The organism is Pseudoclavibacter sp. VKM Ac-2888 (assembly GCF_015351285.1).
GTDB lineage: Bacteria > Actinomycetota > Actinomycetes > Actinomycetales > Microbacteriaceae > Pseudoclavibacter.
Genome location: NZ_JADKSM010000004.1, coordinates 128181 through 153264, shown reverse-complemented (window position 1 = coordinate 153264; position 25084 = coordinate 128181). Strand labels below are relative to the sequence as shown.

General features: G+C 68.9%; 25 protein-coding genes and 2 pseudogenes. 14 read left to right on the top strand and 13 right to left on the bottom strand.

Annotated features, from left to right (window positions below; genetic code table 11):
* Nucleotides 1-9: 9 nt before the first annotated feature.
* Complete coding sequence (locus ITJ61_RS18985) at nt 10-1053, top strand: glycosyltransferase (protein WP_194687132.1); 1044 nt, start codon at nt 10-12, stop codon at nt 1051-1053.
* Nucleotides 1054-1143: 90 nt separating this feature from the next.
* On the opposite strand, the gene rfbA is transcribed toward ITJ61_RS18985, so the two are convergent.
* Entirely contained in the window at nt 1144-2004 is an 861-nt protein-coding gene (rfbA, locus tag ITJ61_RS18980) for a glucose-1-phosphate thymidylyltransferase RfbA (protein WP_104242985.1), read from the bottom strand.
* Nucleotides 2005-2006: 2 nt separating this feature from the next.
* Complete coding sequence (locus ITJ61_RS18975; RefSeq protein WP_068479667.1) at nt 2007-2621, bottom strand: dTDP-4-dehydrorhamnose 3,5-epimerase family protein; 615 nt, start codon at nt 2619-2621, stop codon at nt 2007-2009.
* Between the two features lie 111 nt (nt 2622-2732).
* Between ITJ61_RS18975 and ITJ61_RS18970 the strand changes: the two genes are divergently transcribed.
* The 5 genes from ITJ61_RS18970 (at nt 2733) to ITJ61_RS18950 (ending at nt 8228) form a co-directional block, all read left to right on the top strand.
* Nucleotides 2733-3674, top strand: coding sequence for a glycosyltransferase (locus ITJ61_RS18970; RefSeq protein ID WP_104299654.1), 942 nt, complete (start codon nt 2733-2735; stop codon nt 3672-3674).
* Nucleotides 3675-3797: 123 nt separating this feature from the next.
* Nucleotides 3798-4781: a dTDP-glucose 4,6-dehydratase gene (gene rfbB, locus ITJ61_RS18965; RefSeq protein ID WP_068484209.1), complete on the top strand. Its 984-nt coding sequence runs from the start codon at nt 3798-3800 to the stop codon at nt 4779-4781.
* Nucleotides 4778-5677 (top strand): dTDP-4-dehydrorhamnose reductase, encoded by a 900-nt coding sequence (gene rfbD, locus ITJ61_RS18960; RefSeq protein ID WP_258064830.1) that lies wholly within the window; start codon nt 4778-4780, stop codon nt 5675-5677. Before rfbB ends, rfbD begins: the two co-directional genes overlap by 4 nt.
* Nucleotides 5677-6834: a glycosyltransferase family 4 protein gene (locus ITJ61_RS18955; RefSeq protein ID WP_194687131.1), complete on the top strand. Its 1158-nt coding sequence runs from the start codon at nt 5677-5679 to the stop codon at nt 6832-6834. The genes rfbD and ITJ61_RS18955 overlap by 1 nt, the downstream gene beginning before the upstream one ends.
* A gap of 404 nt (nt 6835-7238) precedes the next feature.
* Nucleotides 7239-8228 carry a DUF559 domain-containing protein gene (locus ITJ61_RS18950; protein WP_194687130.1) on the top strand — a complete coding sequence of 330 codons (990 nt, stop codon included), beginning with the start codon at nt 7239-7241 and terminating at the stop codon, nt 8226-8228.
* 343 nt (nt 8229-8571) lie between these two features.
* On the opposite strand, the gene ITJ61_RS18945 is transcribed toward ITJ61_RS18950, so the two are convergent.
* The 3 genes and pseudogenes from ITJ61_RS18945 to ITJ61_RS18935 form a co-directional block, all read right to left on the bottom strand.
* A complete protein-coding gene (locus ITJ61_RS18945) occupies nt 8572-9960 on the bottom strand; it encodes an LCP family protein (RefSeq protein ID WP_104299658.1) in 1389 nt (462 codons plus the stop codon).
* Nucleotides 9961-10012: 52 nt separating this feature from the next.
* Nucleotides 10013-10555, bottom strand: coding sequence for a 5-(carboxyamino)imidazole ribonucleotide mutase (gene purE, locus ITJ61_RS18940; RefSeq protein ID WP_194687129.1), 543 nt, complete (start codon nt 10553-10555; stop codon nt 10013-10015).
* Nucleotides 10556-10646: 91 nt separating this feature from the next.
* Nucleotides 10647-11840 (bottom strand): annotated as a pseudogene (locus tag ITJ61_RS18935) (5-(carboxyamino)imidazole ribonucleotide synthase); the annotation flags it as partial.
* A 172-nt stretch (nt 11841-12012) separates the two neighbouring features.
* Here ITJ61_RS18935 and ITJ61_RS18930 point away from each other — a divergent pair.
* A complete protein-coding gene (locus ITJ61_RS18930; RefSeq protein ID WP_181065023.1) occupies nt 12013-12642 on the top strand; it encodes a GtrA family protein in 630 nt (209 codons plus the stop codon).
* A 125-nt stretch (nt 12643-12767) separates the two neighbouring features.
* On the opposite strand, the gene ITJ61_RS18925 is transcribed toward ITJ61_RS18930, so the two are convergent.
* The 3 genes from ITJ61_RS18925 to ITJ61_RS18915 are packed head-to-tail and all read right to left on the bottom strand — an operon-like array spanning nt 12768 to nt 14820.
* The gene (locus ITJ61_RS18925; RefSeq protein ID WP_194687127.1) at nt 12768-13508 is read right to left on the bottom strand and encodes a PH domain-containing protein; all 741 of its coding nucleotides are present in this window, start codon (nt 13506-13508) and stop codon (nt 12768-12770) included.
* Nucleotides 13508-14380 carry a biotin--[acetyl-CoA-carboxylase] ligase gene (locus ITJ61_RS18920; RefSeq protein ID WP_181062881.1) on the bottom strand — a complete coding sequence of 291 codons (873 nt, stop codon included), beginning with the start codon at nt 14378-14380 and terminating at the stop codon, nt 13508-13510. Before ITJ61_RS18920 ends, ITJ61_RS18925 begins: the two co-directional genes overlap by 1 nt.
* Nucleotides 14377-14820 carry a hypothetical protein gene (locus tag ITJ61_RS18915; RefSeq protein WP_194687126.1) on the bottom strand — a complete coding sequence of 148 codons (444 nt, stop codon included), beginning with the start codon at nt 14818-14820 and terminating at the stop codon, nt 14377-14379. The genes ITJ61_RS18920 and ITJ61_RS18915 overlap by 4 nt, the downstream gene beginning before the upstream one ends.
* Nucleotides 14821-14930: 110 nt before the next feature.
* On the opposite strand from ITJ61_RS18915, the gene ITJ61_RS18910 reads away from it, so the two are divergent.
* The 4 genes from ITJ61_RS18910 to ITJ61_RS18895 are packed head-to-tail and all read left to right on the top strand — an operon-like array spanning nt 14931 to nt 18132.
* Nucleotides 14931-16544 (top strand): acyl-CoA carboxylase subunit beta, encoded by a 1614-nt coding sequence (locus ITJ61_RS18910; RefSeq protein ID WP_104243005.1) that lies wholly within the window; start codon nt 14931-14933, stop codon nt 16542-16544.
* Nucleotides 16541-16786, top strand: coding sequence for an acyl-CoA carboxylase subunit epsilon (locus ITJ61_RS18905; protein WP_323744410.1), 246 nt, complete (start codon nt 16541-16543; stop codon nt 16784-16786). Before ITJ61_RS18910 ends, ITJ61_RS18905 begins: the two co-directional genes overlap by 4 nt.
* Nucleotides 16787-16796: 10 nt before the next feature.
* Nucleotides 16797-17543, top strand: a complete 747-nt coding sequence (locus ITJ61_RS18900; protein WP_104306037.1) for a hypothetical protein — start codon at nt 16797-16799, stop codon at nt 17541-17543.
* A 55-nt stretch (nt 17544-17598) separates the two neighbouring features.
* On the top strand, nt 17599-18132 hold the full coding sequence (locus ITJ61_RS18895) for a septum formation family protein (protein WP_194687125.1): 534 nt from the start codon (nt 17599-17601) through the stop codon (nt 18130-18132).
* 102 nt (nt 18133-18234) lie between these two features.
* Here ITJ61_RS18895 and ITJ61_RS20440 read toward each other — a convergent pair whose 3' ends face one another.
* The 3 genes and pseudogenes from ITJ61_RS20440 to ITJ61_RS18885 all read right to left on the bottom strand — a co-directional run bounded on the left by ITJ61_RS20440 (nt 18235) and on the right by ITJ61_RS18885 (nt 20153).
* Nucleotides 18235-19149: a class I SAM-dependent RNA methyltransferase gene (locus ITJ61_RS20440; protein ID WP_374953221.1), complete on the bottom strand. Its 915-nt coding sequence runs from the start codon at nt 19147-19149 to the stop codon at nt 18235-18237.
* Nucleotides 19150-19317: 168 nt separating this feature from the next.
* Nucleotides 19318-19572 (bottom strand): annotated as a pseudogene (locus ITJ61_RS20435) (TRAM domain-containing protein); the annotation flags it as partial.
* Entirely contained in the window at nt 19560-20153 is a 594-nt protein-coding gene (locus tag ITJ61_RS18885) for a putative glycolipid-binding domain-containing protein (RefSeq protein WP_323744411.1), read from the bottom strand. The gene ITJ61_RS18885 and the pseudogene ITJ61_RS20435, both read right to left, overlap by 13 nt.
* Before the next feature lie 263 nt (nt 20154-20416).
* Between ITJ61_RS18885 and ITJ61_RS18880 the strand changes: the two genes are divergently transcribed.
* The gene (locus ITJ61_RS18880) at nt 20417-21067 is read left to right on the top strand and encodes a Maf family protein (protein ID WP_194687122.1); all 651 of its coding nucleotides are present in this window, start codon (nt 20417-20419) and stop codon (nt 21065-21067) included.
* Nucleotides 21068-21218: 151 nt separating this feature from the next.
* Complete coding sequence (locus ITJ61_RS18875) at nt 21219-23279, top strand: glucose PTS transporter subunit IIA (protein WP_194687121.1); 2061 nt, start codon at nt 21219-21221, stop codon at nt 23277-23279.
* Nucleotides 23280-23340: 61 nt separating this feature from the next.
* On the opposite strand, the gene ITJ61_RS18870 is transcribed toward ITJ61_RS18875, so the two are convergent.
* Nucleotides 23341-23916: a hypothetical protein gene (locus ITJ61_RS18870; RefSeq protein WP_104243017.1), complete on the bottom strand. Its 576-nt coding sequence runs from the start codon at nt 23914-23916 to the stop codon at nt 23341-23343.
* A 106-nt stretch (nt 23917-24022) separates the two neighbouring features.
* Here ITJ61_RS18870 and ITJ61_RS18865 point away from each other — a divergent pair, with 106 nt between their 5' ends.
* Nucleotides 24023-24478: a MarR family winged helix-turn-helix transcriptional regulator gene (locus ITJ61_RS18865; RefSeq protein ID WP_104243019.1), complete on the top strand. Its 456-nt coding sequence runs from the start codon at nt 24023-24025 to the stop codon at nt 24476-24478.
* A gap of 4 nt (nt 24479-24482) precedes the next feature.
* Here the strand turns inward: ITJ61_RS18865 and ITJ61_RS18860 are convergent, their stop codons facing one another.
* Nucleotides 24483-25037: a TetR/AcrR family transcriptional regulator gene (locus tag ITJ61_RS18860; RefSeq protein ID WP_181059502.1), complete on the bottom strand. Its 555-nt coding sequence runs from the start codon at nt 25035-25037 to the stop codon at nt 24483-24485.
* Nucleotides 25038-25084 lie beyond the last annotated feature (47 nt).

Here is a 25084-nt window from a genome sequence, read left to right as displayed (position 1 = left end):
GGAGAGCAGATGCCAGCTTCGCGACTCGTCGCCGAACGCCGCCAGGAGGATGCCCGCGAGCAGCGACTCGGAGACGCCCCTGTCACCGCGGTCGTGTGCACCCACAACGGCGAGCAGTTCCTCGAGCAGCAGCTGCAGAGCATCCTCTCGCAGAGCCACCCCGTCGTCGAGGTCATCGTCTCCGACGACGCCTCGAGCGACGGAACGCTCGAGCTCGCGCGCCGCGTGCTGGAAGCCTCCGACCGCGCATTCCGCATCTACACCCGCGACGAGCCGCTGCGGGTGAGTGCGAACTTCGCATTCGCGCTCGGCGAGGCCCGCACCGAGTACCTCGCCACCAGCGACCAGGACGACGTGTGGCACCCCAAGAAGGTCGAGCACCTCCTCGCCGCCCTCGTCGGCGACGACCAGGCCCTGCTCGCGCACTCCGACGCACTCCTCGTCGACGAGGACGGCGAGCCCATCGGCGGCACTCTCCTCGAATCGCTGGAGATCACCGACGCCGAATGGCGCGACTACGAGAACGGGCGGCAGCTCGAGGCGGTCACCGCCCGCAACTTCGTGACCGGCGCGACCATGATGCTGCGCGCATCCCTCGTCTTCCGAGCCGGCAACGCGCCAGAGCCGTGGATCCACGACGAGTGGCTCGCGACGACGGCGGCCCTCGTGAACGGACTCCGCGTCGTGCGAGAGCCCCTCATCGACTACCGGCAGCACACCGGCAACCAGATCGGGCAGACCGCACCCACCCTGCGGGTGAAGATCTCGCAGGCCACCAAGGACGGCTCCGCCGACCAGCTGCGCCGCTACCGCCGCGCCGTGGCGCTCCTGCGTCGCGTCAGCGAGCTCGGCGGCACCCCGGAGCAGGAGGCGCACGTGCGGCGCAAGGTCGCGCACGAACGACAGCGGCTCGAGCTGCCGGCTTCGCGCATCCGTCGACTCCCCCGCGTCCTCAGGTGGACTCTGCGGGGTCGCTACGCGAACTACTCGCGCGGGAGCTACGACATCGCCCGCGACCTCTTCCAGTCGCTGCGGGAGCGCGACGAGCGCTGACCGCGAGCGTCGCGCGAATGCCGAGCGTGGCGCCAACGACGAAGGCCGTGACCCCGAGGGGCCACGGCCTTCACCGCCAAGCGGGGCTCGCTACGCGAGGAGCCCCTGCATGTAGCGTCCGTATCCGCTCTTCTGCAGCGGCTTCGCGAGCTCCGCGAACTCCGCGTCGTCGATCCACCCGGCGCGCCACGCGATCTCCTCGATGCAGCCGATCTTGAAGCCCTGACGGTCCTCGATCACGCGAACGTACTCGCTCGCCTGCATCATCGACTCGAACGTGCCGGTGTCCAGCCACGCCGTGCCACGGTCGAGCACCTGCACCTGCAGCTTGCCCGCATCCAGGTACGCCGAGTTGACGCTCGAGATCTCGAGCTCGCCCCGCGCGGAAGGCTCCACGTTCTTCGCGATCTCGACCACGTCGTTGTCGTAGAAGTAGAGGCCGGGCACCGCGTAGTTCGACTTCGGTACCTCCGGCTTCTCCTCGATCGACACGGCCTTGTTGTGCTCATCGAACTCGACGACGCCATACGCGACCGGGTTCGACACGTGATAGGCGAAGATCAGGCCGCCGTCGAGCACGTTGTTGCCGCGCAGCGACGAGCCGAGTCCAGAGCCGTGGAAGATGTTGTCGCCGAGCACCAGCGCGACCGAGTCGTCGCCGATGAACTCCTCGCCGATGATGAACGCCTGCGCGAGCCCATCCGGCGACGGCTGCACGGCGTACTCGATGCGCATCCCGAGCTGGGAGCCGTCACCCAGCAGGGCGCGGAACTGCTCGTTGTACTCGGGCGTCGTGATGATCAGCACCTCGCGGATGTCCGCCATCATGAGCGTCGACAGCGGGTAGTAGATCATCGGCTTGTCGTAGATGGGCATGAGCTGCTTCGAGATGCCCTTGGTGATCGGCCACAGACGCGTGCCGGAGCCGCCGGCCAGGATGATTCCCTTCATGGCTACGCACCCGCCTTCGCGCTGAGCTCCGCGTAGTAGGCGCGGGCCTCTTCCCAGCTGGGGAGGAGACCGGACGCGGCCGCCTCGGCAAGCGAAGGGGCATCCGTGTCCTTCGGGGAGAGCAGCAGCTCGCCGGCCTCCTCCGGGAAGCGGAGGTCGACGTCCTTGTCGAGCGGGTTGATGCCGTGCTCGCGCTCCGCGTGGTAGGTGTCGGTGACGAGGTAGCTGACCGTCGCGTCATCCGTGAGTGCCACGAACGCGTGGCCGAGACCCTCGGACAGGTAGATGGCCTTGCGGTCGACGTCGTCGAGACGCACCGAGTCCCACTCGCCGAACTTCGGCGAGCCCGTGCGGATGTCGATGACGAAGTCGAGCACGGCTCCGCGCGTGCACGTCACGTACTTGGACTGGCTCGGCGGAATGTCCGCGAAGTGGATGCCACGGACCACACCCCGCGTCGACACCGAGGTGTTCGCCTGCTTGAGGTCGATCGAGTGCCCGACAGCTTCTGCGAGCTTGTCGAAGCGGTACCACTCCAGGAACACGCCGCGGTCGTCGCCGAACTGCTTCGGCGTGATCTCGTAGCTGTCTGGGATGCTGAGTTCGCGAATCTCCATGCCGAGGAGTCTAGTGCGGCACGGAATGCGAATGCTCGCCGACCCACTCGGCCATACTTGAACGCTGGAGAACCGCCGCGGTAGAACGCGTATAGAGAAGAGGAATACGGGATGCACACCAACGCCGAGCCGCGCACGCCGCCGCGCGTCGCCGTCCTCCTCGCGACGCACATGGGAAAGCCCTACCTCGACGAGCAGCTCGACTCGATCCTCGACCAGGCCGGCGCCGACCTCCACGTGTACGTGTCCGACGACGGATCGACCGACGGCACCCTCGAGCTCCTCGCCGAGCGCGCCGCCGCCGACCCCCGCATCACGATCCTCTCCCCCGAGACCTTCGGCGCCCCCGCACCCAACTTCTTCCGCCTGCTCACCACGATCCCCATCGAGGAGTACGACTACGTCGGCTTCGCGGACCAGGACGACGTGTGGATGCCCGCAAAGCTCGAGCGGCACATCCGGCTCCTCGGCGAGGGCCGCGCGGACGGCATCTCCTCCAACGTCACCGCGTTCACCGAAGACGGCACGCGCATCCTCATCAAGAAGGACTACCCGCAGCGCCTCGCGGACCACCTCTTCGAGACGCCCGGCCCCGGATCGACGTTCCTCCTCACCGAGCGATTCGCGCGGCTCGTCGCAGACCAGCTCGACAACGCGGACTCCCCAGCACGCACGGCCTTCGCCCACGACTGGCTCATCTACGCGCTCGCCCGATCGGCCGGGCTCCGCTGGATCATCGACGGCGAGTCGACCGTCGACTACCGCCAGCACGTCGCCAACGCGGTCGGCGCCAACACCGGCCTCTCGCAGGCGTGGAAGCGCCTCAGACTCACCTCGAACCGCTGGCACCGCGGGCAGGTGCAGCTGACCGTCGAGGCGTGCATCCACGTCGCCTCCCCCGAGGAGCTGCCGAGACTGCAGTGGCTGCACGAGATCCTCGCCGAGTTCACGTATCGGGACGCGCTGCGGCTCGTGCGACGCTGGCGGCAGCTGCGACGCCGGCCACGGGACCGCGCGGCACTCGCCACCCTCATCACGACGGGACTGTGGTAGCTCGACGAAGGGCCGCGCTAGAGTAGCTCCGACTGCGCGCGGGTCGCACTGCGCCAGTCGAACCGCACAACCATCGGCAAATTTCCATCGGCACAGCCCGGCCGACGATTGAACAGGACAGGTATGAAACTTCTCGTGACCGGCGGGGCCGGCTTCATCGGCTCGAACTTCGTGCGCCGCGCGCTGCAGGACCAGTACGAGGGTCTGGAGGGTGTCGAGGTCGTCGTGCTGGACAAGCTGACCTACTCCGGCAACCTCGAGAATCTCGCACCCGTCTCCGACTCCGAGCGGTTCACGTTCGTCGAGGGCGACATCACCGACGACGTCGTGCTCGACGAGTGGATCCCGAAGGTGGATGCGGTTGTCCACTTCGCCGCAGAGTCGCACGTCGACCGCTCCGTGCGCGACGCCTCCGTGTTCATCGAGACCAACGTCGTCGGCACGCAGAAGCTGCTCGACGCGGCCCTGCGCCACGAGCTGCCCCGCTTCGTGCACGTCTCCACCGACGAGGTCTACGGCTCCATCGAAGAGGGAAGCTGGAGCGAGACGTTCCCGCTCGAACCCAACTCGCCCTACTCGGCATCGAAGGCGTCCTCCGACCTCATCGCGCGCTCGTACCACCGCACGCACGGCCTGAACGTGTCGATCACGCGGTGCTCGAACAACTACGGCCCGTACCACTTCCCCGAGAAGGTCATCCCGCTCTTCGTCACGAACCTCATCGACGACAAGCATGTTCCCCTCTACGGCGAGGGCAACAACATCCGCGACTGGCTGCACGTGGACGACCACTGCCGCGGTATCGCGATGGTGCTCGTCGGCGGAAAGGCCGGCGAGATCTACAACATCGGCGGCGGCACCGAGCTCACCAACAAGGAGCTCACGCAGCTCCTCCTCGACGCGACCGGCAAGGACTGGTCCTACGTGGACCGCGTGCAGGACCGCCTCGGCCACGACCTGCGCTACTCGGTCGACATCTCCAAGATCCAGCGCGAGCTGGGTTACGAGCCCAAGGTTCCGTTCGAGCAGGGCCTGGCTGACGTGGTGCAGTGGTACCGCGACAACCGCACCTGGTGGGAGCCGCTGAAGGAGCGCGCTGCCCTGTGACCGATTCGACGTCTGTCCCCGCCACGGCATCCGCACCTGCGGTTGCCGCACGGTTCCTGATCACGGGTGCATCCGGGATGCTCGGCCGTGACCTCCAGCGCGCCCTCGCGGGCCGCGAGGTCACGGCTCTGGATCGCGCCGCGCTCGACATCACCGACCCCGCAGCGGTCGAGGCCGCTGTGGCGGGGCATGACGTCGTCATCAACGCCGCCGCCTACACGAACGTGGACGGAGCGGAGACCGACGAGGCGACCGCCTTCGCGGTCAACGCGACGGGCCCCGGTGTGCTCGCGGCTGCCGCCGCGAAGCACGGCGCGCGGCTCGTGCACGTCTCCACCGACTACGTCTTCCGCGGCGACGCCGCGTCCCCGTATGCGGAAGGCGCCGAACACGACCCGATCTCCGCCTACGGTCGCACCAAGGCCGCCGGCGAGAAGGCCGTCCGCGACGCACTGCCGGACGCCTCCTACATCGTGCGCACGGCCTGGCTCTACGGGGCAGACGGCCCGAACTTCGCGAAGACGATGGCCCGCCTCGCGGCGACCAAGCCCGAGGTCTCCGTCGTCTCCGACCAGCTCGGACAGCCCACCTACTCGGCGGACCTCGCGGCGCAGATCGTCGCGCTCGTCGACTCGAGCGCTCCTGCCGGCACCTACCACGGGACAAACGCCGGCATCGCCTCCTGGTACGACTTCGCGAAGGAGATCTTCCGCCTCGCGGGCTTCGACCCCGAGAACGTCAAGGAGACGGACAGCAGCGCGTTCGTCCGTCCCGCCCCTCGCCCCGCGTACTCCGTCCTCGGCCATGACGCCTGGGCGAACGCGGGAGTTCCACCCATGCGGCCCTGGCTCGACGCGCTCGAGGACGCTGCCGCGCAAGGAGTCCTCAGAGCCTGATGGTTACCCTTCGTGTTCTCCTCGACCGCGCCGCCGATGAGCGTCCAGGCGGCACCCGCCGCTACAGCGAAGAGCTCGGACGCCAGCTCATCACGCGTGCGCCCCGCGGCTGCGACGTCGAGGCGATCATTCCCCGGCGCACCCGCGACGAGGTCGCGCTCCTCGAGGAGCGGGTCCCCGGCCTGACGAGCGTCGTCCAGGCCCCTCTGCGCCCGGAACGCCTCGAGTCCTCCTGGTCACGCGGGCTCCTGACGAACACCGTCGGCGGCGGCTTCATCCACAGCTTCACTCCCCTCGCGCCCATGCGCGACATCTCGCTCAGCCAGGGCATCGACCAGACGGTCGTCACCTGGCACGACATGACCGCGTTCACCCATCCGGAGCTCATCAGCTCGCACACCGTGAAGCACCACAAGGCGCTCCTGCGTCGTGCGTTCCGCTACGCCAGCGGCATCGTCGTGCCGACGAACGCCGTCGCCGACCAGGTCATCGAGCACTTCGACTTCGGTGACCGCGTGCGCGTCATGAGCCCGGCCGCAGCTGCGAGCATCCGCCTCCCCGAGTCCGAGGGAGCTGGGGACGCGATCGCCGACACGCTCGGATTGCCGGACGAGTACGTGCTGACCCTGGCATCGCTGCACAAGCGCCACGGCCTCGCCCAGCTCATCAAGGCCCTGGACGACAAGGAACTCGCCGGCGTCACGCTTGTCGTCGTCGGTCCGACAGAGCGCGGAGAGGTCACGCTCGACGGCCTCATCAGCGCCTCCGGCGTCGCCCCCGAGCGCGTCGTCTCCGTCGGCGTCATCAGCGACGAGCAGCTCGCCGTCGCCCTCCAGCGCGCCAGCGCCCTGGTCGTGCCCAGTCTCAGCGCAGGGTTCGGACTGCCCATCATCGAGGCCTTCAAGTTCGGCACCCCCGTCATCACCTCCGACGACCCAGCGCTCGTCGAGGTCGGCCTCGACGCCACCCTCGTCGTGGAACGCGGCGACGGACTCGCTGACAGCGGCTACCCCGAGCGCCTCGCCGGTGCCATCGCGGGAGTGCTCGGCGACAGCGACCTCGAACGACGACTCCGCCTCGCCGGCAAGGACCGCGGCGGGATGTTCTCGTGGGAGATCGCCGCCGACCAGGTCTGGAACTTCCACGCAGACCTCTAGGCGCGACGCCGCCCCCTCGGCACGGTAGGTCTCTCGCGCCAGCAACCTCGCGGCACAGCAACGTCTCCGGATGACAACGTCTCGGGATGGGTTTCACGCCCGCGGATGGCTTGCAAGCCATCGGGAGGCGTCAAACACATCCCGAGCCTGCAACGGCGACGACCGGCGATCGCGCGCGCCAGCATCTCGGCACAGCAACGTCTCGGGATGGGTTTCACGCCCGCGGATGGCTTGCAAACCATCGGGAGGCGTCAAACACATCCTGAGTCTGCAGCGGCGACGACCGGCGATCGCGCGCGCGACGCGATCGCCGCCGGCAGGAAGCGGTCGGGCGACATCGCCCCGAGGTCCCGGCCTGTGGAGAGACGGAAAGCGAAACGCGACGGGACCCTACTCTCGCGAACATGGAATCGCAGTTCTTCGAAAGCCCCGCCCGTGCCTTCTCCACACGCCAAGCTCAGCTCGAGGGCATCAGTGCTCGCGAACTGTACGGCGGCGATTATGGCCGGCCACACCGAGGCGTGTTCACGACGCATCCGGTCGAAACCCCAGTCGACTACGCTCGTGCCTTCGCGCCGAGGATGCGCGACTGGCACGCCCTGGGAGACCTCACCGCGGCCCACTTCTGGGGCCTTCCGGTTCCCCGGCGATTCGATTCCGAGAAGACCGTGCACATCGTCGTCCCGTCTGGCAGAAACAAGCCACGGGGATCGGGTATCCGGGCGAGGAGCATCCAGCCGTCGAACTGGACGCGAACGCTGGAGTTCGGCGTCTCCCTCGCGACACCCACCCTCACCTGGGCACTCGCCGCACGCGTCCTGACGTCCAGAGAGCTGATCACTCTTGGCGATGCTCTCGTCACGACCTCCCGGAGCTACCCTGGGATCAACCGCCCATCCGATCCATCGGTCTCCGAGGATCCCCGTGCTCCTGTTCCCGCACTCGCGGAGCTGTCAGAGCTCCAAGCCCTCACGGATTCCTGGGGGCGCACAGTAGGCGCAACGCGGATGCGCGCCGCCCTCGCCGTGATCCGCCCCGGCGTCGAATCCCCTATGGAGTCCCTCACCCGGCTCTTGCTGCTCGACGCAGGGTTCGACGAACCGCTCGTGGGGCACCGAGTGCTCAGCCGGGGAACCTTCGTGGGGCGCGTCGATCTTGCCTATCCAGACTCGAAGGTCGCCGTCGAGTACGACGGCGAGTACCACTGGGAGAAGAAGCAGGCGATGAACGACCTGCGCAGGATCAACCGCCTCCAGGAAGCCGGGTGGGTCGTGATCCGGGTCACGAATCGGGATCTCGCGGCGCCGACGGCCTTCTTGTCGCAGCTGCGCGCGGCGCTCCGTCGCGGCACACGCTCGAGGGGCACCACGATCGATCTCGCTGCATCCCGTTGAGTCGTTCCCAGCGTCGACTCCAGATGGCCTTCGCGCTTCCGGATGGGATGCACACCATCCGCAAGCGCGAAAGCCATCCCGAAGCATCCGGAAGCGCGAAAGCCATCCCGAAACAACCACACGGCGCCCGCAGAACACCCACGGACTCCAGATGGGACGCGCACTTCCGGATGGGATGCACACCATCCGCAAGCGCGAAAGCCATCCCGAGAGCGCGGAGAAGGCAAGCACGAGCACGAGAGCGCGGCGAAGGCAAGCACGAGCACGAGAGCGCGGCGAAGGCAAGCACGAGCACGAGAGCGCGGCGAAGGCAAGCGCGAGCACAAGGCCGAGAAGGCCGGCGCTACTCGGTGGGTGCGTTCTCCTCGGGTGGAGGCGTCGCCTCGGGCGGATCCGAGGCGATCGCGTCCTGGACGGCGGCGTGGATCGCGGGGATGTCGGGGTTGCCCTGGTCGAAGTTGGGCGGCACGATGTCGAGTCGCACGCTGTTGCCGCTGCGCGACTTCAGGAGAAGATCGCCCACGTAGCCGATCATGCCCTCCGGGATGTCGGTCTGCACGACCTTCTCGAGCGCATCCGTCACCGGCCCGATCTTGCCGAGCAGGTTGGTGGGTGTCATCGTCGCCACCATCGCCTCCTGGAGCTGCCGCTGGCGCTCCATGCGGGCGAAGTCGGTCGTCTCGTAGCGGGAGCGGGCGTACCAGAGGGCCGTCGAGCCGTCCATGTGCTGCTGCCCGACCTCGATGAACTCGGTGGCGGGCGCCCAGCCTGGTGACCCGTCGTCGTTGATGCCGATGCCCACGCGCTCGGTGACGTTGATGTCGACGCCGCCGAGGGCGTCGATGAGCTCCGTGAAGCCGGCCATGTCGACGAGCACGTAGTACTGGATGCTCAGCCCCGTGATGCCCTCGACCGCGTCCCGCATCGCCTCGATGCCGGGCTCCGAGCCATGCTCGGCGGCGTCGGCGTAGCCGCCGTCCTCGGCGATCGTCGCCTCGGTGTAGACGGAGTTGAGGTAGCAGACGTCGACCGCGCAGCCCTCGTAGAGGTCCGGGTACAGGTCGTGCATGTGCCCCTCGGAGAAGGGGAAGCTCTCCATCGCCCGCGGGAGGCCGATCGTGGTGAGCTTGCCGGTGAAGGCGTTGAAGCTCATGACGCTGATCGAGTCGGGGCGGAGGCCTTCGCGGTCGGCGCCGCGGTCGCCGCCGAGCATCATGATGTTGATCTGGCCGTCGGCCGGCAGCTGCAGGCCGTTCGACGCGCCGCCGAAGAGCCCCTCGATGGCGGACTTCCCCTGGTTCGCGACCTGCGACGTGACGGCGGCGAAGACGAGCGGCACGGTGACGAGGACGACGCCGACGATGGCGATGAGCGGCCGAGCGACCTGCTCGAGCTTGATGATGCGCACGAGGCGGAGCGCATCCAGTCCGCTCACGACCCACATGGCCACGTAGAGCATGAGCACGAGGTGCACCGCGGTGATGCCGAGCGTGGTGGAGAACACGAACAGCAGTGGCCCGCGCAGCACGAGCGCCATGAGCAGGACCACGAGCACGGCCGCGATGCCGCCGAGCCAGATCGAGAGCATGAAGCGCCCGAACTTCCGATTCCCGGCAAGGATCTGCGCGGTTCCCGGGAGGAAGAAGTTCGCGAGGAGCAGCCACCAGGCGCGCCTGGTCATGAGCTGCGGCGAGCTGGCGTCCGGGTACCGGAGCGGGAGGGTGAGTGTCATGTGGTCCTGCGGTCGAGGAGCAAGGGGTGGCGACGGCGGCCGAGGGGGTGGGCTAGAGCGACTGCTTGAGGGCGTCGTTCTTGGCTTCTACGGCGTCGCGCAGTCCGTCACTGTAGTCGGCGAGTCTGGCTGCCAGCGCTTCGTCAGCTGTGCCGAGGATGCGGGCGGCGAGGATTCCGGCGTTCTTGGCTCCGCCGATGGAGACCGTCGCGACGGGGATGCCTGCAGGCATCTGCACGATCGAGAGCAGGGAGTCCATGCCGTCGAGGTACTTGAGCGGGACCGGCACGCCGACGACGGGGAGCGTCGTGAGCGAGGCGACCATGCCGGGGAGGTGGGCCGCGCCTCCCGCTCCGGCGATGATGACGCGGATGCCGCGTTCGCTCGCTCCGCGGCTGTAGCTGACGAGCTTCTCGGGGGTGCGGTGGGCGGAGACGACCTCGACCTCGGCGGGGATGCCGAACTCGGCGAGCACGTCGCGAGCTTCGTGCATGACACGCCAGTCGCTGTCGCTTCCCATGATGATGCCGACGAGGGGAGCCTGCTGCGGGGTGTCGTCTGCGGGCGCGGACGATGCGGTGGGGTGGTCGCTCATGCGTGCAAGCGTAGACGCGGGTGCGCGCGGCTCCGCTGAGGCTGGCCGGTGACGGCTCGCCTCAGGCCTAGCGCAGCCTCACGGCCTCGCGTCAGGATGCGGCGTCGTCGTCGAACGCGGCTGCCGCAGCCCTGGCCCGGTAGGCGACCTCGTCGAGCTCTGGACCGGCGACGGTCACGTGCCCCACCTTCCGCCCGGGGCGCGCGGACTTGCCGTAGCTGTGGATCTTCGCGTCGGGATGCGCGTGCATGGCCTTCTCGTACCGGTCGCCGTAGCTGCCCTCCTGCGGGCCGCCGAGCACATTGACCATGACGGCGTGGGGTGCCGTCATGCCGGTGTCGCCGAGGGGGAGGTCGAGGACGGCGCGGAGGTGCTGCTCGAACTGGCTCGTGGTGGAGCCGTCGATGGTCCAGTGCCCGGAGTTGTGCGGGCGCATCGCGAGCTCGTTGACGAGGATGCGCTGATCGGTGGTCTCGAAGAGCTCGACGGCCAGCACGCCGGTGACGTCGAGCCCGAGGGCGACCGACTGGGCGATGGTGGCGGCGACGTAGCCGAGGCGGTCGTCCGCTCCTTCGGCACCGGGGGCGGGGGCGAGCACCTCGGCGCAGACGCCGTCGCGCTGCACGGTCTCGACGATCGGCCAGAGGGCGATCTCACCGGAGGGGCGACGAGCGACGAGCTGCGCGAGCTCGCGGCGGAAGTGGACGCGTTCCTCGACGAGCAGAGGCTCCCCCGCAGCGAACCAGTCGGCGCCGTCGGCGCCGGCGCGGACGATGCGGACGCCCTTGCCGTCGTAGCCGCCTCGTGGCGTCTTGAGCACGGCGATGCCGCCGTTCGCGTCGATGAACGCCTGCAGCTCCGCCTCGTCGCGCACTTCGGCCCAGTTGGGAATCGGGATGCCGAGCTCCGCGAGGCGGCGGCGCATGAGGAGCTTGTCCTGGGCGTACTGCAGCGCGTGCGGCCCTGGGCGCACGGCGACGCCAGCGTCGACGAGGCCCCTGAGCACATCCTGCGGAACGTGCTCGTGGTCGAAGGTGACCACATCCACTCCGCGCGCGAAGTCGAGCACCTCAGCGAGGACGTGCATGTCGCCGACGGCGGTGACGGCGCGGTCTGCGCTCTCGCCGCGACCTGCCGCGAAGACCCGCAGGTCGACGTCGAGCTCGATGGCGGGTGGGAGCATCATTCGTGCGAGCTGCCCGGCTCCGATGACGCCGACGACCTGACCCATGGTTCGCTCCGTTCGAGAGTGCTGCTGGCAGTCCTGCCGTGAGGGAGTCTGTGCGCTCGCATCGAATTCGACGGCCGGGGAGTTCTCCCCGCCTGCGTTGCAGTGGCAGTGACGTGCCTTTTGCTCTGACGTGTCTATACTCCGACGAGGGTCACAACTCCCCAACAGTTTATCCTGCTTGCGGCGGCATCATCCACGCAAGTGCCCCACGATGGAGGTCGAGCGCTTGACCAATCGCTCCCGCAAGCACGCAGAGCCGCATCACTCTGAGCCTGAGGATTTCGTCGGCTTCGTCGCCGCGGAGACTGCCGAGTTCGATCTGCCTGCGCAGCGGACCTCGCGGAGCCTCTGGGGCCGCATCGTCAACGTGTTCCGACGCATCGCGGCGTCGAAGGGCATGATGGCGCAGCTCATCAACTTCGGCCTCGTCGGCGGGGTCGGCTTCGTCGTCGACACCGGCCTGTTCAACGTCCTCATGCTGACGGTGCTCAACCCCACCGAGGTCGCGCATGGCGCGCTGTGGGCGAAGGTCATCTCGACGTGCGCGGCGATCGTGACGAATTGGATCGGCAACCGCATCTGGACGTTCCGCCAGCACAAGCGCCAGGACAACTTCCGGGAGGCGATCGAGTTCTTCGGCGTGAGCCTCGTGGGGCTCGGCATCGGCCTGCTCCCGATCTGGTTCACGAATGCCGTGCTCGACAACCACTCGTGGATCGCCTACAACATCGCGAACCTCGTCGGAATCGGCCTCGGCGCGATCTTCCGCTTCATCCTGTACCGCTTCTGGGTGTTCTCCCCCAAGCGCGTCGCGGAGATGCAGCAGAAGGACGGCACCGCAGTAGAGGCCAGCTGACCTCGTCTGCCGAGCGATCGGCGGGCTGCCAAGAGCCGCGGGCACTCCTGCCCGCGGCTCTTCGCGTCTGCGGCCCTCTGCGAGCCCGTGTCGGGGAGGAGCGACGGGTCCCGGCGCTCGGGCGGCTACGGCCCGCTGAGCTCCCGGATGCACGCGGCAACGGTGTTGGCGCTCGGCACGTCGATGAGTCTGAGGCGGTGGCCGGAGACCGAGGTGATGACGATCGTCCCCGAGCGGAACATCGCCTGCCAGAGGTTGCGCCGGACCGTGACGTCGACGATCGCGTTCATGTAGATCTCGCGGGTCTCGCTCGTCAGGGTGCCCTGCGAGAGCACGATGCGGTGCGTGGTGATCCTGTTGCGTGCCTGGAGCCAGACCACGATGGGCACGATGCCGAGGAGGACGATCGCGGCGAGCGAGATGAGCAGCCACGCGTGGCGGGCCCCGATCGTCGTCTCCTGCAGGGCACCGAGGTTGTAGCCGGCGGCCGCGAAGCCGATGATGAGGACGATCGACGGCAGCAGCAGACGGCGTCCGTGCCTGCGCACTCGCATGATCGTCCGCTCCGGCAGCCGCATGCCGAGCGGCTCGTAGTACCGCTGCTGGGGGCTCTCCGGCTGAGCGGGGAACTGCTGACCGTACTGCTGTCCGGAGTGGTAGCGGTGCCGGTCTGGCGCGGCTCGCTGCTGGACCTGCGCGTACTCGTGGTGCGGCGGTGCCGCCTGCTGTCGAGGCGCGTGGTTGACGGGATGCTGCGCACCCTGGGGCGGTGCGCCGTACTGCTGCGCACCGGACTGCTGCGCGTCGGGAGCGCCGAAGATCTGGTCCCAGGACTGCTCGCTCGGATGCGGTGGGCGGCCGCGCATCAGGCCCCGTTCTCTGGGCGGACCCGCTCGACGTCCCCGGCCGCGACGGACCTGGTCTCGCCGTCATCGCCTCTGATCACGAGGTGCCCTTCCGGCGTGAGCTCGGTCGCGAAGCCGTGCAGGATCTCGCCGGACGGCAGCGTGGCTGCGACGCGGGCGCGGAGGGTCGAGCAGACGTCGCTCAGCTCGCCGTGGGCTCCGCTCGCGATGGCATCGCCGCGAGTCTCGCGCAGCGCTTCGAGCCTCGCCACGAACTCGGAGAGGTACGCGGGGAGGAGCTCCGCCGGGTGCGGCGGGAGCATTCCCGCCAGCGCGAGCGAGGTGGCGTGAGGTGTGGGCAGCTCTTCGGCCTGCAGGGTGATGTTGACGCCGGTGCCGACGACGCAGGACAGCTCACCGTCGCGCGTTCCGAGGACACGCCCCAGGATGCCGGCGACCTTGCGTCCGTCGATCTGGACATCGTTCGGCCACTTGATCTCGACGCGACCGGAGTGCTCGTCCGGTCGGAAGCCGGGGGCCGGTGGCGACAGCTCGAGGATGGCACTGCGGAGTGCGAGTCCCGCGATGAGGGGCAGCCAGCCCAGGATGCGGGGGGCTGCCTCGTCGTCGGCGAGGCGCACGAGGGTCGACGCTGCGAGGCATTTTCCGCGCGGGGAGATCCATTCACGGCCGTGGCGGCCGACGCCGGCGGTCTGGGCATAGGTGACGAGGGTGCTGAGGGCCGGGTTCTGGCTGGCCTCTCCCCCGGTGCGCTCCCAGATGTCGGCGAGCACGTCGTTGGTCGAGGTCGCCTCCGGGACGGAGATGAGGCGCAGCTCGGTGCCAGCGGCTCGCCCTCCGAGGAGGAGCTGGGTGATGGCAGGGGTGCTCACTGGGCGCCCGCGATCGCCGAGCCGATGAACGACAGGTACACGAAGGTCATCACGACCGAGGCGAGGACGGCGACGAAGAGGGTGACGAGGGCGATGATCGCGAGCACCTTCGAGCGACGCTTCTGCCAGAGCGCGACGATCGCGAGCACGAAGGCGACGGCCGCGATGGAGAGCGCGAGCGCGATGTTGAGCACGGGAACCGGGATGAACGCGAGGACGAGGGAGAGCGCGGCGACGCCGAGCGCCCACCTGCCCCAGAGGCTCCGTCGCGAGAGCTCGGGCGGGGTGCCCGCCTCGCCTCGGATGCTCGCGTCGTACGGCGCCATGGGCGCGCTCGACGGCAGCAGGCACTGCTGCGCCTGGGCATCCGGTGCCAGCGGTACGACCTCGGCGCCTGCCCTGGGCGCGGCTCCGTTCGGTGCGCCAGTCCCCTGAGTCATGCCGCCAACCTCTCAAATGTCGTGCGTCGTGCGTCTCTCTTGCACTTCACCGGGGAATCAGGCTAACCCGTGCGGCCGAATATGAGCCGCCGCCCGGTAAAGTGACGCGGGTGAACTCCGCACCACTTGACTCCTCAGCGTCCGGTCCGACCCCTACGAGCACGGCTGACAAGATCGCCGACCTCAGGGCCCGCCATGCGGAAGCAGTGACGCAGGCGGAGGAGGTGTCTGCGAAGAAGCAGCACGCGAAGGGCAAGAAGACCGCACGGGAGCGCATCCTCGAGCTGCTCGACCCGGGCTCCTTCGTGGAGCTCGACGAGTACGTCCGGCACCGGACGACGGCGTTCGGCATGGATGCCCGCCGCCCGTACGGCGACGCGGTCATCACGGGAACGGGCACGATCCACGGCCGCGGTGTCGCCGTCTACTCGCAGGACTTCACGACGTTCGGCGGCTCGCTCGGCGAGGTCGCGGGCGAGAAGATCATCAAGATCATGGACCACGCCATGAAGGTTGGGGTGCCGATCATCGGCATGCTCGACTCGGGCGGCGCGCGCATCCAGGAGGGTGTCGTCGCGCTCGGGAAGTACGGCGAGATCTTCCGGCGCAACACGCAGGCCTCCGGTGTGATCCCGCAGATCTCCATCGTCATGGGCCCCGCAGCCGGCGGCGCCGTGTACTCCCCTGCGCTCACCGACTTCGTCATCATGGTCGACAAGACGAGCCACATGTTCGTGACGGGACCTGACGTCATCAAGACGGTCACCGGCGAGGAGGTGGGCTTCGAGGAGCTCGGCGGCGCGCTCGCGCACAACCGCACCTCTGGCGTCTCCCACTACCTGGCCGCGGATGAGGACGACGCCCTCGACTACGCGCGCCAGCTCCTCTCGTTCCTGCCGGACAACAACCAGGCCGAGCTGCCGAGCTACGACATCGAGACGGAGCTCGAGATCACGGATCTCGACAAGAAGCTCAACACGGTCATCCCCGACTCCCCGAACCAGCCGTACGACGTGAAGCAGGTCATCGAGCTCATCGTCGACGACGGCGACTTCCTCGAGGTCCAGCCGCTCTTCGCCCCCAACATCATCATCGGCTTCGCGCGCGTCGACGGCACCTCCGTCGGCATCGTCGCGAACCAGCCGAGCGCGATGGCGGGCACGTTGAACATCGAGGCCGGCGAGAAGGCGTCCCGCTTCGTGCGCTTCTGCGACGCGTTCTCGATCCCGATCCTCACGCTCGTGGACGTGCCTGGCTACCTGCCCGGCACCGACCAGGAGTGGTCCGGGGTCATCCGCCGCGGCGCAAAGCTGCTGTACGCGTACGCGGAGGCGACGGTGCCGCTCGTGACCGTCATCCTGCGCAAGGCGTACGGCGGCGCGTACATCGTCATGGGCTCGAAGCAGCTCGGCGCCGACCTGAACTTCGCGTGGCCGACCGCCGAGATCGCCGTCATGGGCGGCCAGGGTGCCGTGAACATCCTGTACCGGGGTGAGATCAAGCGCGCCGAGGAGGCGGGCGAGGACGTCGCCGCCGTGCGCACGCGCCTCGCGAACGAGTACACCTACAACGTCGCGTCTCCCTTCCTGGCCGCCGAGCGCGGCGAGCTCGACTCGGTCATCGAGCCCGCGTCGACCCGAGTCATCGTCGCGAAGGCGCTGCGCACGCTGCGCACGAAGCGCGCATCGCTGCCCCCCAAGAAGCACGGGAACATCCCACTGTGAGCCAGGAGCAGATCCCCTCGCACGTCGGCCTCGAGCACATCGTGCGCACCGTCAGCGGCAACCCCACCGAGGACGAGCTCGCGGCGGCCACGCTTGTGCTCGCCTCGATAATCGAGTCAGCACAGGACCTCGACCGGCCCCGCGACATCGTCAAGCGCCGCACGGCGTGGCAGCTCTCGCAGCGCAGCATGCGCGGCGGCGGCTCCGCGAGCGATCCGTTCGGCGGCTCCTACCGGAGCTGATCGCAGCCGCATGCGAACCGAGCGATCCTCTGGCGGGTTCATGTTCGCCCTCGTCGCCCTGCTTGCAGTGGCGCTGGTGTTCGCGACCCCCGCTGGTGTGCCCTCGAACGACGAGGGTGGCGCGCCTGCGGCAGAGCCGTGGAGCGCTGACGGCGTCCGCGAGTGGTTCGAGGTCAACGTCTTCGGCACGCAGAGCCGTTTCGAGCCGGTCGTCGTCCCGCCGGAGGATGCGCAGAGCGCCTCGCTGAGCTACCCGCCACTCGTCACGGCCCCCATCGGCCCGTGGCCAGAGGGAGAGGCTGGCATCGACGCCTTCATCGCGGCATCCGGTGTTCCTGCGACCTGGGCTGCCGACGGCCAGACGGCCTGCCCTGAGGACGCGCAGGCCTGCACGAAGCAGTCCTGGTGCGAGGGCGGCGGTTGCCCGGTCGAGCCGCCGACCGCCAGCATCCATCTGCGGGCGGACGATGCGACGCTGTTCCCGACGATCACCGATGCGGGCGCGTCGGTCCTGATCCACGAGCTGGGCCACGCGCAGCAGGCCTACGTCTTCCCGAACCCGGACGAGATGGTCCGCGTGCTGGAAGAGGAGGGCTACGGGCAGTTCTCCGGCTGGGACGGCAACGCGGTCCCCGCGGTCGAGGGGCATGCTGAGTGCTACACGCAGGCGCTCATCGCCAGCTCAGCGTATTTCGCAGACTGCCCGGTCGATCGCAAGGAGCGCGCCGTCGCGCTGCTGCTCGAGAAGCGGTCCTGAATCGCCCACTTTGTCGCTACAGTGAGCGAAAACCACCGAACTTCCAGGAGAGATCATGGCGAAGACCACCGTCACATCAGCGTTCGCGATCGGAGCCCTCGTACTCCTCGGGTTCGGCCTCACCGGCTGCTCCGCGGCCCAGGAGATCGCGGACTCGGTCGAGGGCGAGATGTCCGGCGGCGAGAGCGAGGTCCGCGACGGCGAGACACAGGAGGTCACCGAGTCGGGTGACCTCGACGTCTTCAAGCTCGCCGTGGGTGACTGCTTCAACGACGCCGGCAGCACCACGGTCAGCGAGATCCCGGTCGTGCCGTGCTCCGACCCACACGACTACGAGGTGTACTTCGAGGTCGAGATGCCCGCGGGCGAGTACCCCGGAGACGAAGCCATCAGCGCGCAGGCGGACACCGACTGCACGGCGCAGTTCGCGACCTTCGTCGGGCTTTCCTACGAGGAGAGCTCGCTGAACTTCAGCTACCTCACTCCCACACAGCAGAGCTGGGATGGCGCCGATGACCGTCTCATCCAGTGCATCATCATCGACGATGCTGCGCAGACGACGGGCAGCCTCGCCGGCGCCGCTCGCTAGGACGCCCTGGTCTCTCTGCTCGACGGAGACCGTGCGACGAACGCCGGGCCCCTCGCTCCTGCGAGTGCCCGGCGTTCGTCGCGTCCGAGGCGGTCGTTCCGGTCAGGCGCGCACGAAGCGGGCGACCGTCTCGAAGTGGTGCGTGTTCGGGAAGAGGTCGTAGGCGCGCATCCAGTCGAGCGTGTAGCCGTGGCCGAGGAGGAGACCGGTGTCGCGGGCGAGCGCGACCGGGTCGCAGGCGACGTAGACGAGCTGAGCCGGCCCGAAGCCCGCGAGACGGTCGATGACGTCCTTGCCGGCGCCGGAGCGTGGCGGGTCGAGGATGACGCTTCCGCGGCGGATCCCGTCGCGGTCGAGGTGCGTCGCGTCGCGCTCGAGGTTCGCGAGGTACTGGTCGACGCGTGCCGTGACGGCGCTCGCGCCGCGCCACTCCGCGAGGTTCGCGGTGGCGTGGCCGGTTGCAGCCGCGTTCGACTCGACGGTCTCGATGAAGGCCCCTGGTCCGGCTTCCTGCGCGAACGCCGCCGCGAGCAGGCCGACTCCGCCGTACAGGTCGAGGTTGACGGCCTCGGCGTCGACGAGGGTGGGATCGAGGGCGTCGGCGACGGCGTTCGAGAGCGTCTCGGCGGCGAGCCTGTGCACCTGCCAGAACCCGTCCTCGTCGACCCGGTACTCGCGCCCGTTGACGACCTCGGTGACCACGGCCGGCTTGCGTCCGTGGGCGCCGTCGAGGATGGTCCGCATGCGGGTGTCGAGCTCCGCGGGTGCCACGAGCTCGATGCGCCCGGAACCGGCGAGGCGTTGACCGAGCGGAGCGAGCTCCTCGATGTCGCCGTGCGCGAGCGGCAGGGTCTCGGTCTCGATGACGCGGTGCGAGCGTGCCGCGTACGGGCCGACGCGCCCTTCCTTGTCGACGTGGAGCGTGACGCGGGTGCGCCAGCGCGTTCCGCCGTTCTCGTCGTCGCCGAGAAGGGGCTCGACGACACCCTGCCAGTCGTGACCAGCGAAGCGCGCCATGGATTCTCGCAGGACCTGTGCCTTCAGCTCACGCTGTCGGGCCAGGCGGATGTGTCCGAGCTCGGCTCCCCCGGCGCGTTCCTCCGGCGTCCGCTCGATTCCGGCTTCCTGCCAGACGTGCGCCTGGCGGTCGTCGGATGAGCGGAGCACGTCGGTGGCGACGGCCCGCGCGAAGGACTTCCGCACCTCGGTCGCCCGAGCCCGTACGAGCTCGCCGGGCACGGCATCCGCGACGAACACGACTCTGCCCTGGTGACGGGCGACGAAGATGCCGCCGTGCGCGATGTCGCCGACCTCGAGCTCGATCACGTCTCCTGGAGTGATCTCCGCTGAAAGGTCTGGGGTCGTGCCGTCGTGGGTCATGCGCTCGAGCCTAGCCGTGCGCGCCCACCGAGCCTGGCGGCCTCGGCTCAGAGCCGCGTGAAGAGGCCGGGGTAGCTGAGCACGAAGCTCTGCTCGTCGGTCGCGATCTCGCGTTCGAACGAGCCGTCGGCCGCCTGGAAGAGGTAGCGGGTGCGGCTCAGGCGGCGGTACCGCTGACGGTCGAGGAACACGGCGAACGTCTCCGTGTCGATGTAGGCGACCTCGATCTCGCGTTCTTCGCCGACCTCGAGTCCCAGCCTGCGCATGGGAAGCGTGTTGGTGAGGGGAGTCGCCCGGATGTCCACGTCGAGCGCACCGCTGAGCTCGGGGGCTGGGCGGTCGCCGACGCGCCAGTCGCCGCGGCCGTTGGAGGTGACGGTGAGGTGCTCACCGGTCTTCGGGCGGCGCAGCGAGACGAGCCGCGTCCGCAGGACCGGGTCGGTCTCGAGCAGGTACTCGAGGTGTGGGCCCCCGGCCTCGCCCTGCTCGGCCGAGACCGGCGCGGAGATGCGCGAGTTCGCGGTGATCGCGCCGACCGCGTCCTCGACGACGCTCGCCGCCTCGACGTCACCGCTCGCCTCGGCGACCCACGCGAGTGCGGAGGGGGCCGAGACGGCTTCGACGCCCGGCGCATCCCACACCACAGACGAGCGGGAGAACCTGGTCTGCTTCGGCGCGCGGTACCTCGACTCGATGCGGGTCACCCGACGCCCTCCCCTTCGGAATCTGGGCGCTGGGCCGAACTGTGGAGCCTGATGAGCATGCGAGAGATCGTATGCAAACGGCCTTGGCGCACTCTGGCAGGAGGTCGCGCGTTGGCTGACCGCGCCCTGACCGTAGCGGCCCCACCGCCCCGGAAGGCCTGCTCCGCGCAGCGAGGGCACCGTCCCGGTACCCTCGCCTCATGCGCCTGTACCTCGCCTCGACGTCGCCCGCCCGCCTCATGCTGCTGCGCCAGGCGGGCATCGAGCCCGTCGTCATCCCGTCGAGCGTCGACGAGGACGCCGTGATCGAGGCGCGTCTCGCCGAGGGTCCTCTCGAACCGAGCGAGTACGTGCAGCTGCTCGCTCGGGCCAAGGCACTCGCGGTCGCGGATGCGCCTGACCCGCGAACCGGGGAGCCGCTCGACGGCCTCGTCCTCGGGGGCGACTCGATGTTCGAGATCGGCGGCCGGATGCTCGGCAAGCCCCACGAGCCGCACGTCGCGCGCGAGCGCTGGCTCGCGCAGCGGGGCCAGACGGGCACGCTGTGGTCTGGGCACTGGCTCGTCGACCGCCGTGATGGCTCGGATGCTTCCGGGGACGGCGTCGGCAGCACCGCGAGCGCCAGCGTGACCTTCGCCGACGATCTCGACGACGTCGAGATCGACGCCTACGTCGCCTCGGGTGAGCCCCTGCACGTCGCCGGCGCGTTCACGATCGACTCGCTCGGGGCTCCCTTCATCGACCGCATCGAAGGCGACCCGTCGACGGTCGTGGGACTCTCGCTTCCCGCCATGCGCCGACTCGTGCGCGGCTTCGGAGTGGGGTGGCCCGAGCTGTGGAACCGCGCCTGATGCGCCCCTCGGCGGCCTCAGCAGCAGGCCAGAAGCGGCGCCCGGCTACGAATTGAACACGGTGCCAGCTCGCACCTGGTGAATGCCGACGGTCGGGCGTAACGTCGCGATCCAGGCGTCAACGAGGACGCCTCGCGAGGGAGGTCCGACCATGCCCGCACATTCGTCAGGAGACTCGGGGCCAGCAGCCCAGATCGTCAGCCAGCTCGGCGGCGCGGGGAACATCGAGAACCTCACCCACTGCGCGACACGGCTGCGCTTCCAGCTGCACGACGCATCCGGTATCGACCAGGCGGCGGTCGAGGCGATCCCAGGCGTCATGGGGGTCGTGCCGCAATCGGGTGACCGCTACCAGGTCGTCATCGGCGGCGGAGTGCAGAACGTCTACAACGACATCCAGGCGCTCCCCTCGATGTCGGGCGGTGGCGCCCCCGCCGACCCGGAAGACGCGGCCTCGATCAAGGCCGCGGCCCGCGCGAAGGGGCCGCGCGGGAAGTTCGCATGGCTCGACAGCGTCTTCGAGTTCCTGTCCGACTCGTTCCGGCCGATCCTCGGCGCCTTGCTGGGCGCGTCCCTCTTCATCACGTTCATGGCGCTCATGAGCACGCTCGGCGTCATCCCCAACTGGGCCGACCCGCGCACCGACCTCCCGCCGTCGTGGCGCTTCCTCAACCTCTGCTGGCAGGCGGTCTTCGTCTTCCTGCCCCTGTACATCGCCTACAACGCGTCGAAGCGCGTGGGGGCCGACCCGTGGATCGGCTTCGCCATCATGGGCGTCGTCATGCTGCCCGGCTTCACGAAGCTCGCCGACGGCATCGACCCCATCGAGGTCTTCGGCTCCGAGGTCTCCGTCGTGCCGATCTTCGGCCTCCCGCTCACGGTCTTCGACTACAGCTCGCAGGTGTTCCCGCCGCTGCTGATGGCCGCGCTGCTCGGCCCCCTGTACAAGGGCCTCAAGAAGCTCATCCCCGAAGACCTGCACCTCATCTTCGTGCCCTTCCTGAGCATGCTGATCATGATCCCGCTCACGGCGTTCCTCATCGGCCCCATCGGCGTCTACACGGGCGCCGGCCTCGCCAACCTGCTCCGCGGCATCAACGACTTCTCGCCGCTCATCTTCGCCATCGTGATCCCGCTCGCCTACCCCTTCATGGTGCCGCTCGGCCTGCACTGGCCGATCAACGCGATCATGCTGCTCAACATCCAGACGCTCGGCTACGACTACATCCAGGGGCCGATGGGCGCATGGAACTTCGCGTGCTTCGGTGCGACCGCCGGCGTGCTGTACCTCTCCATCCGCGAGAAGGACACGCAGATGCGCCAGACCTCGACGGGCGCCCTCGCGGCCGGCCTGCTCGGCGGCATCTCAGAGCCGTCGCTGTACGGCATCCACCTGCGCTTCAAGCGCATCTACGGGCGGATGCTCGTGGGCTGTCTCGTCGGCGGGGTCATCATCGGCATCGGCGGCGGCGTGAAGACGAGCGCGTTCGTCTTCACGTCACTGCTCACCATCCCGGCGTTCGACAACATCCCGCTCTACGCAGGCGCGGTCGGTGCCGCGTTCCTCGTCTCGATGTTCCTCGTCATCTTCTCCGGCTACCGCAGCCCCGAGCAGCAGGCGGCGTTCGAGGCGGCCCGGGTTCCGGTCGCCGACCTGGAGACGGCGAAGAAGGGAGAGAGCACGGAGGACGTGATCGCCGCCTCCGCCGCTCGAGAGCGCGAGTCGGCCCCGCGCACCGTCGAGGTCCTGTCACCGCTCGAGGGCGAGATCGTCCCGCTGTCGGAGGTCCCCGACGCCGTCTTCAGCCAGGGCATCATGGGCCCGGGCGCCGCCATCAGGCCGAGCGGCACCGTCGTCTACGCTCCGGGAACGGGCACGGTCGCCGTCGCCCAGGCGACCGGGCACGCGTTCGGCCTGCAGCTCGACAACGGGCTCGAGGTGCTCATCCACGTCGGCATCGACACGGTCGAGCTCGATGGCAAGGGCTTCGACGTCAAGGTGAAGGCAGGCGACAAGGTCACGCCGGACACGGTGCTCGTCGAGTTCGACCGCGACATCGTGGAGGCCGCGGGCTTCTCGCTCATCACGCCCGTCATCGTGCTGAACGCGGGGTCGTTCGCGTCGGTCGAGGCGGTCGGGCTCGGCAGCGGCAAGGTCGGCACGCCGATCCTCGAGGCGGTGACGAAGGCGCCCGCGCCCAGCGAGGTGTAGCTGGCTTCTGCGGGGCGACCGGTTTCGGCGGCTGAGCGCGACCAGGCGTCCCCGCGTCGCGTCAGCGGACCGCGTCAGCGGATGCGTCGTGGAGGAGATCGTCGAGCTCGCGAACCCGCACGGTGGGCATGGGCCGCGCCGACTGCGCTCCAGCGAGCCGGATGCGCGCCTCGATGTCGGAGTTCTGAGCGCCCCGATCCTCGATCGAGACCTGATTCGAGCTGCCGACCGCGCCGCGGACGAGCACCAGCTGCGCCCCGACTGGCCAGCGGTCTGCAGGCTCGCCGTCGCCGCGACCGGCCCGGTTGCGCGCCGCCGCGCCGTCGAGCTTGTGGAGGAGGCGACCCGCGACCTGTTCGGCACTCCCCTCGCCGATCTCGCCGAGCAGCACCCCGAAGTGCGTGACCTCGCCGAGGTTCAGCTCGATGCTCTCGCGCACCTCGGCCAGCGCCTCGGAGGTCGTCGCCGTGAGCTCGACGGGCATGACCGCGTCGGCGTAGTCGTCGACGAGCAGCGCGAACGGCGCGACGTCGCGGCCCACGATCGCGACCGTGCTGCCGCCACGGAGCAGGGCGTCGGCAAGCCGCCGGTCTGCTCCATCCTCGCCACCTGCGATGCACCAGATCTGATCGGTCATGGTCGACTCCGTCCCTGTCCCGGCATCCGCTCTGGTGCCCACCTCGAACTATACTTAGACACATCCTCACTATTAGTGAGAAGCTCGACGATCTCAGGGGGTTCACATGGAGCAGGGCGAATCGCGCGAAGCACTCCTCACCCAGCTGAATGACGTCAGGAACGAACTCACCAGGGGCCTCGCCGCGAGGCACATGGCCCCGTTCCTCGAGCTCGACATCACCGCCCAGCAGCTGAAGACCGTCTTCCTCGTGACCACCGGCACGGTCACGACCGTCTCGCAGGCCGCCGAACACCTCGGCGTCGCGGTGCCGACCGCATCCGCCAGCATCGACAAGCTCGTCGAGCACGGGCTCGTGACCCGCACGGAGGGGAAGCCCGACCGCCGCATCCGCCACCTCACGGCGACCCGCAAGGCCATCCGGCTCCACGAGCGCTTCCTCGGACTCCGGACCGACACCGACGAGTTCGCCGCACACCTGAGCGACGAGGAGCTGCAGGGGCTCGTCATCGGATTCCAGGGCATCCGCCGAGTGCTCCGTCAGCTCACCGAGGGCAGCTGAGCCCTCAGGAGGCGAACGACCGCCAGAACAGCTCGAGCGCGCGCCGCACGACGGCCTCGCGCTCGACGAAGGGCGTGCGCGGCAGAACGCCGGCGAGCATCGACAGCAGCAGGAGCAGGTCGCCCGCGCTGATCTCCCGGTCGACCCGACCGCTCGCCCATTCGCGCTCGAGAACGTCGCCGAGCACCGCGAGCATCCGGTCTCGAACACTCGCCCCCTGCGCGTCGGCGGTGTCGGTCAGGGTGAGCTGGATGAGTCCGACCGACACGAGCATCTGCCGGGCGATGAGCTCGAGCAGCCCTGCCAGATCAGCCTCGGGCGAGGCTGCGAGGTCTTCGAGCTCGACGATGGCGTCGCCGAACACCGCGAGCGCAAGCGACGCCCGATCCGGGAAATGCCGGTAGAGACTGCCCTGGCCGACGCCAGCGCGCTTGGCGACGGCGCTGAGCGGGGCATCCACTCCCCCCTCGCCGAAGACCTCCCGCGCGGCCGCGATGAGGGCACGTCGGTTCTCGGGGCCAGCACTTGGCCCTCGGTTGGCTTTCGCTGGAGTCGACACCGGGATAGCATAATCCGGACAGTGTTGTCCGGTTCGTTCGATCCGAC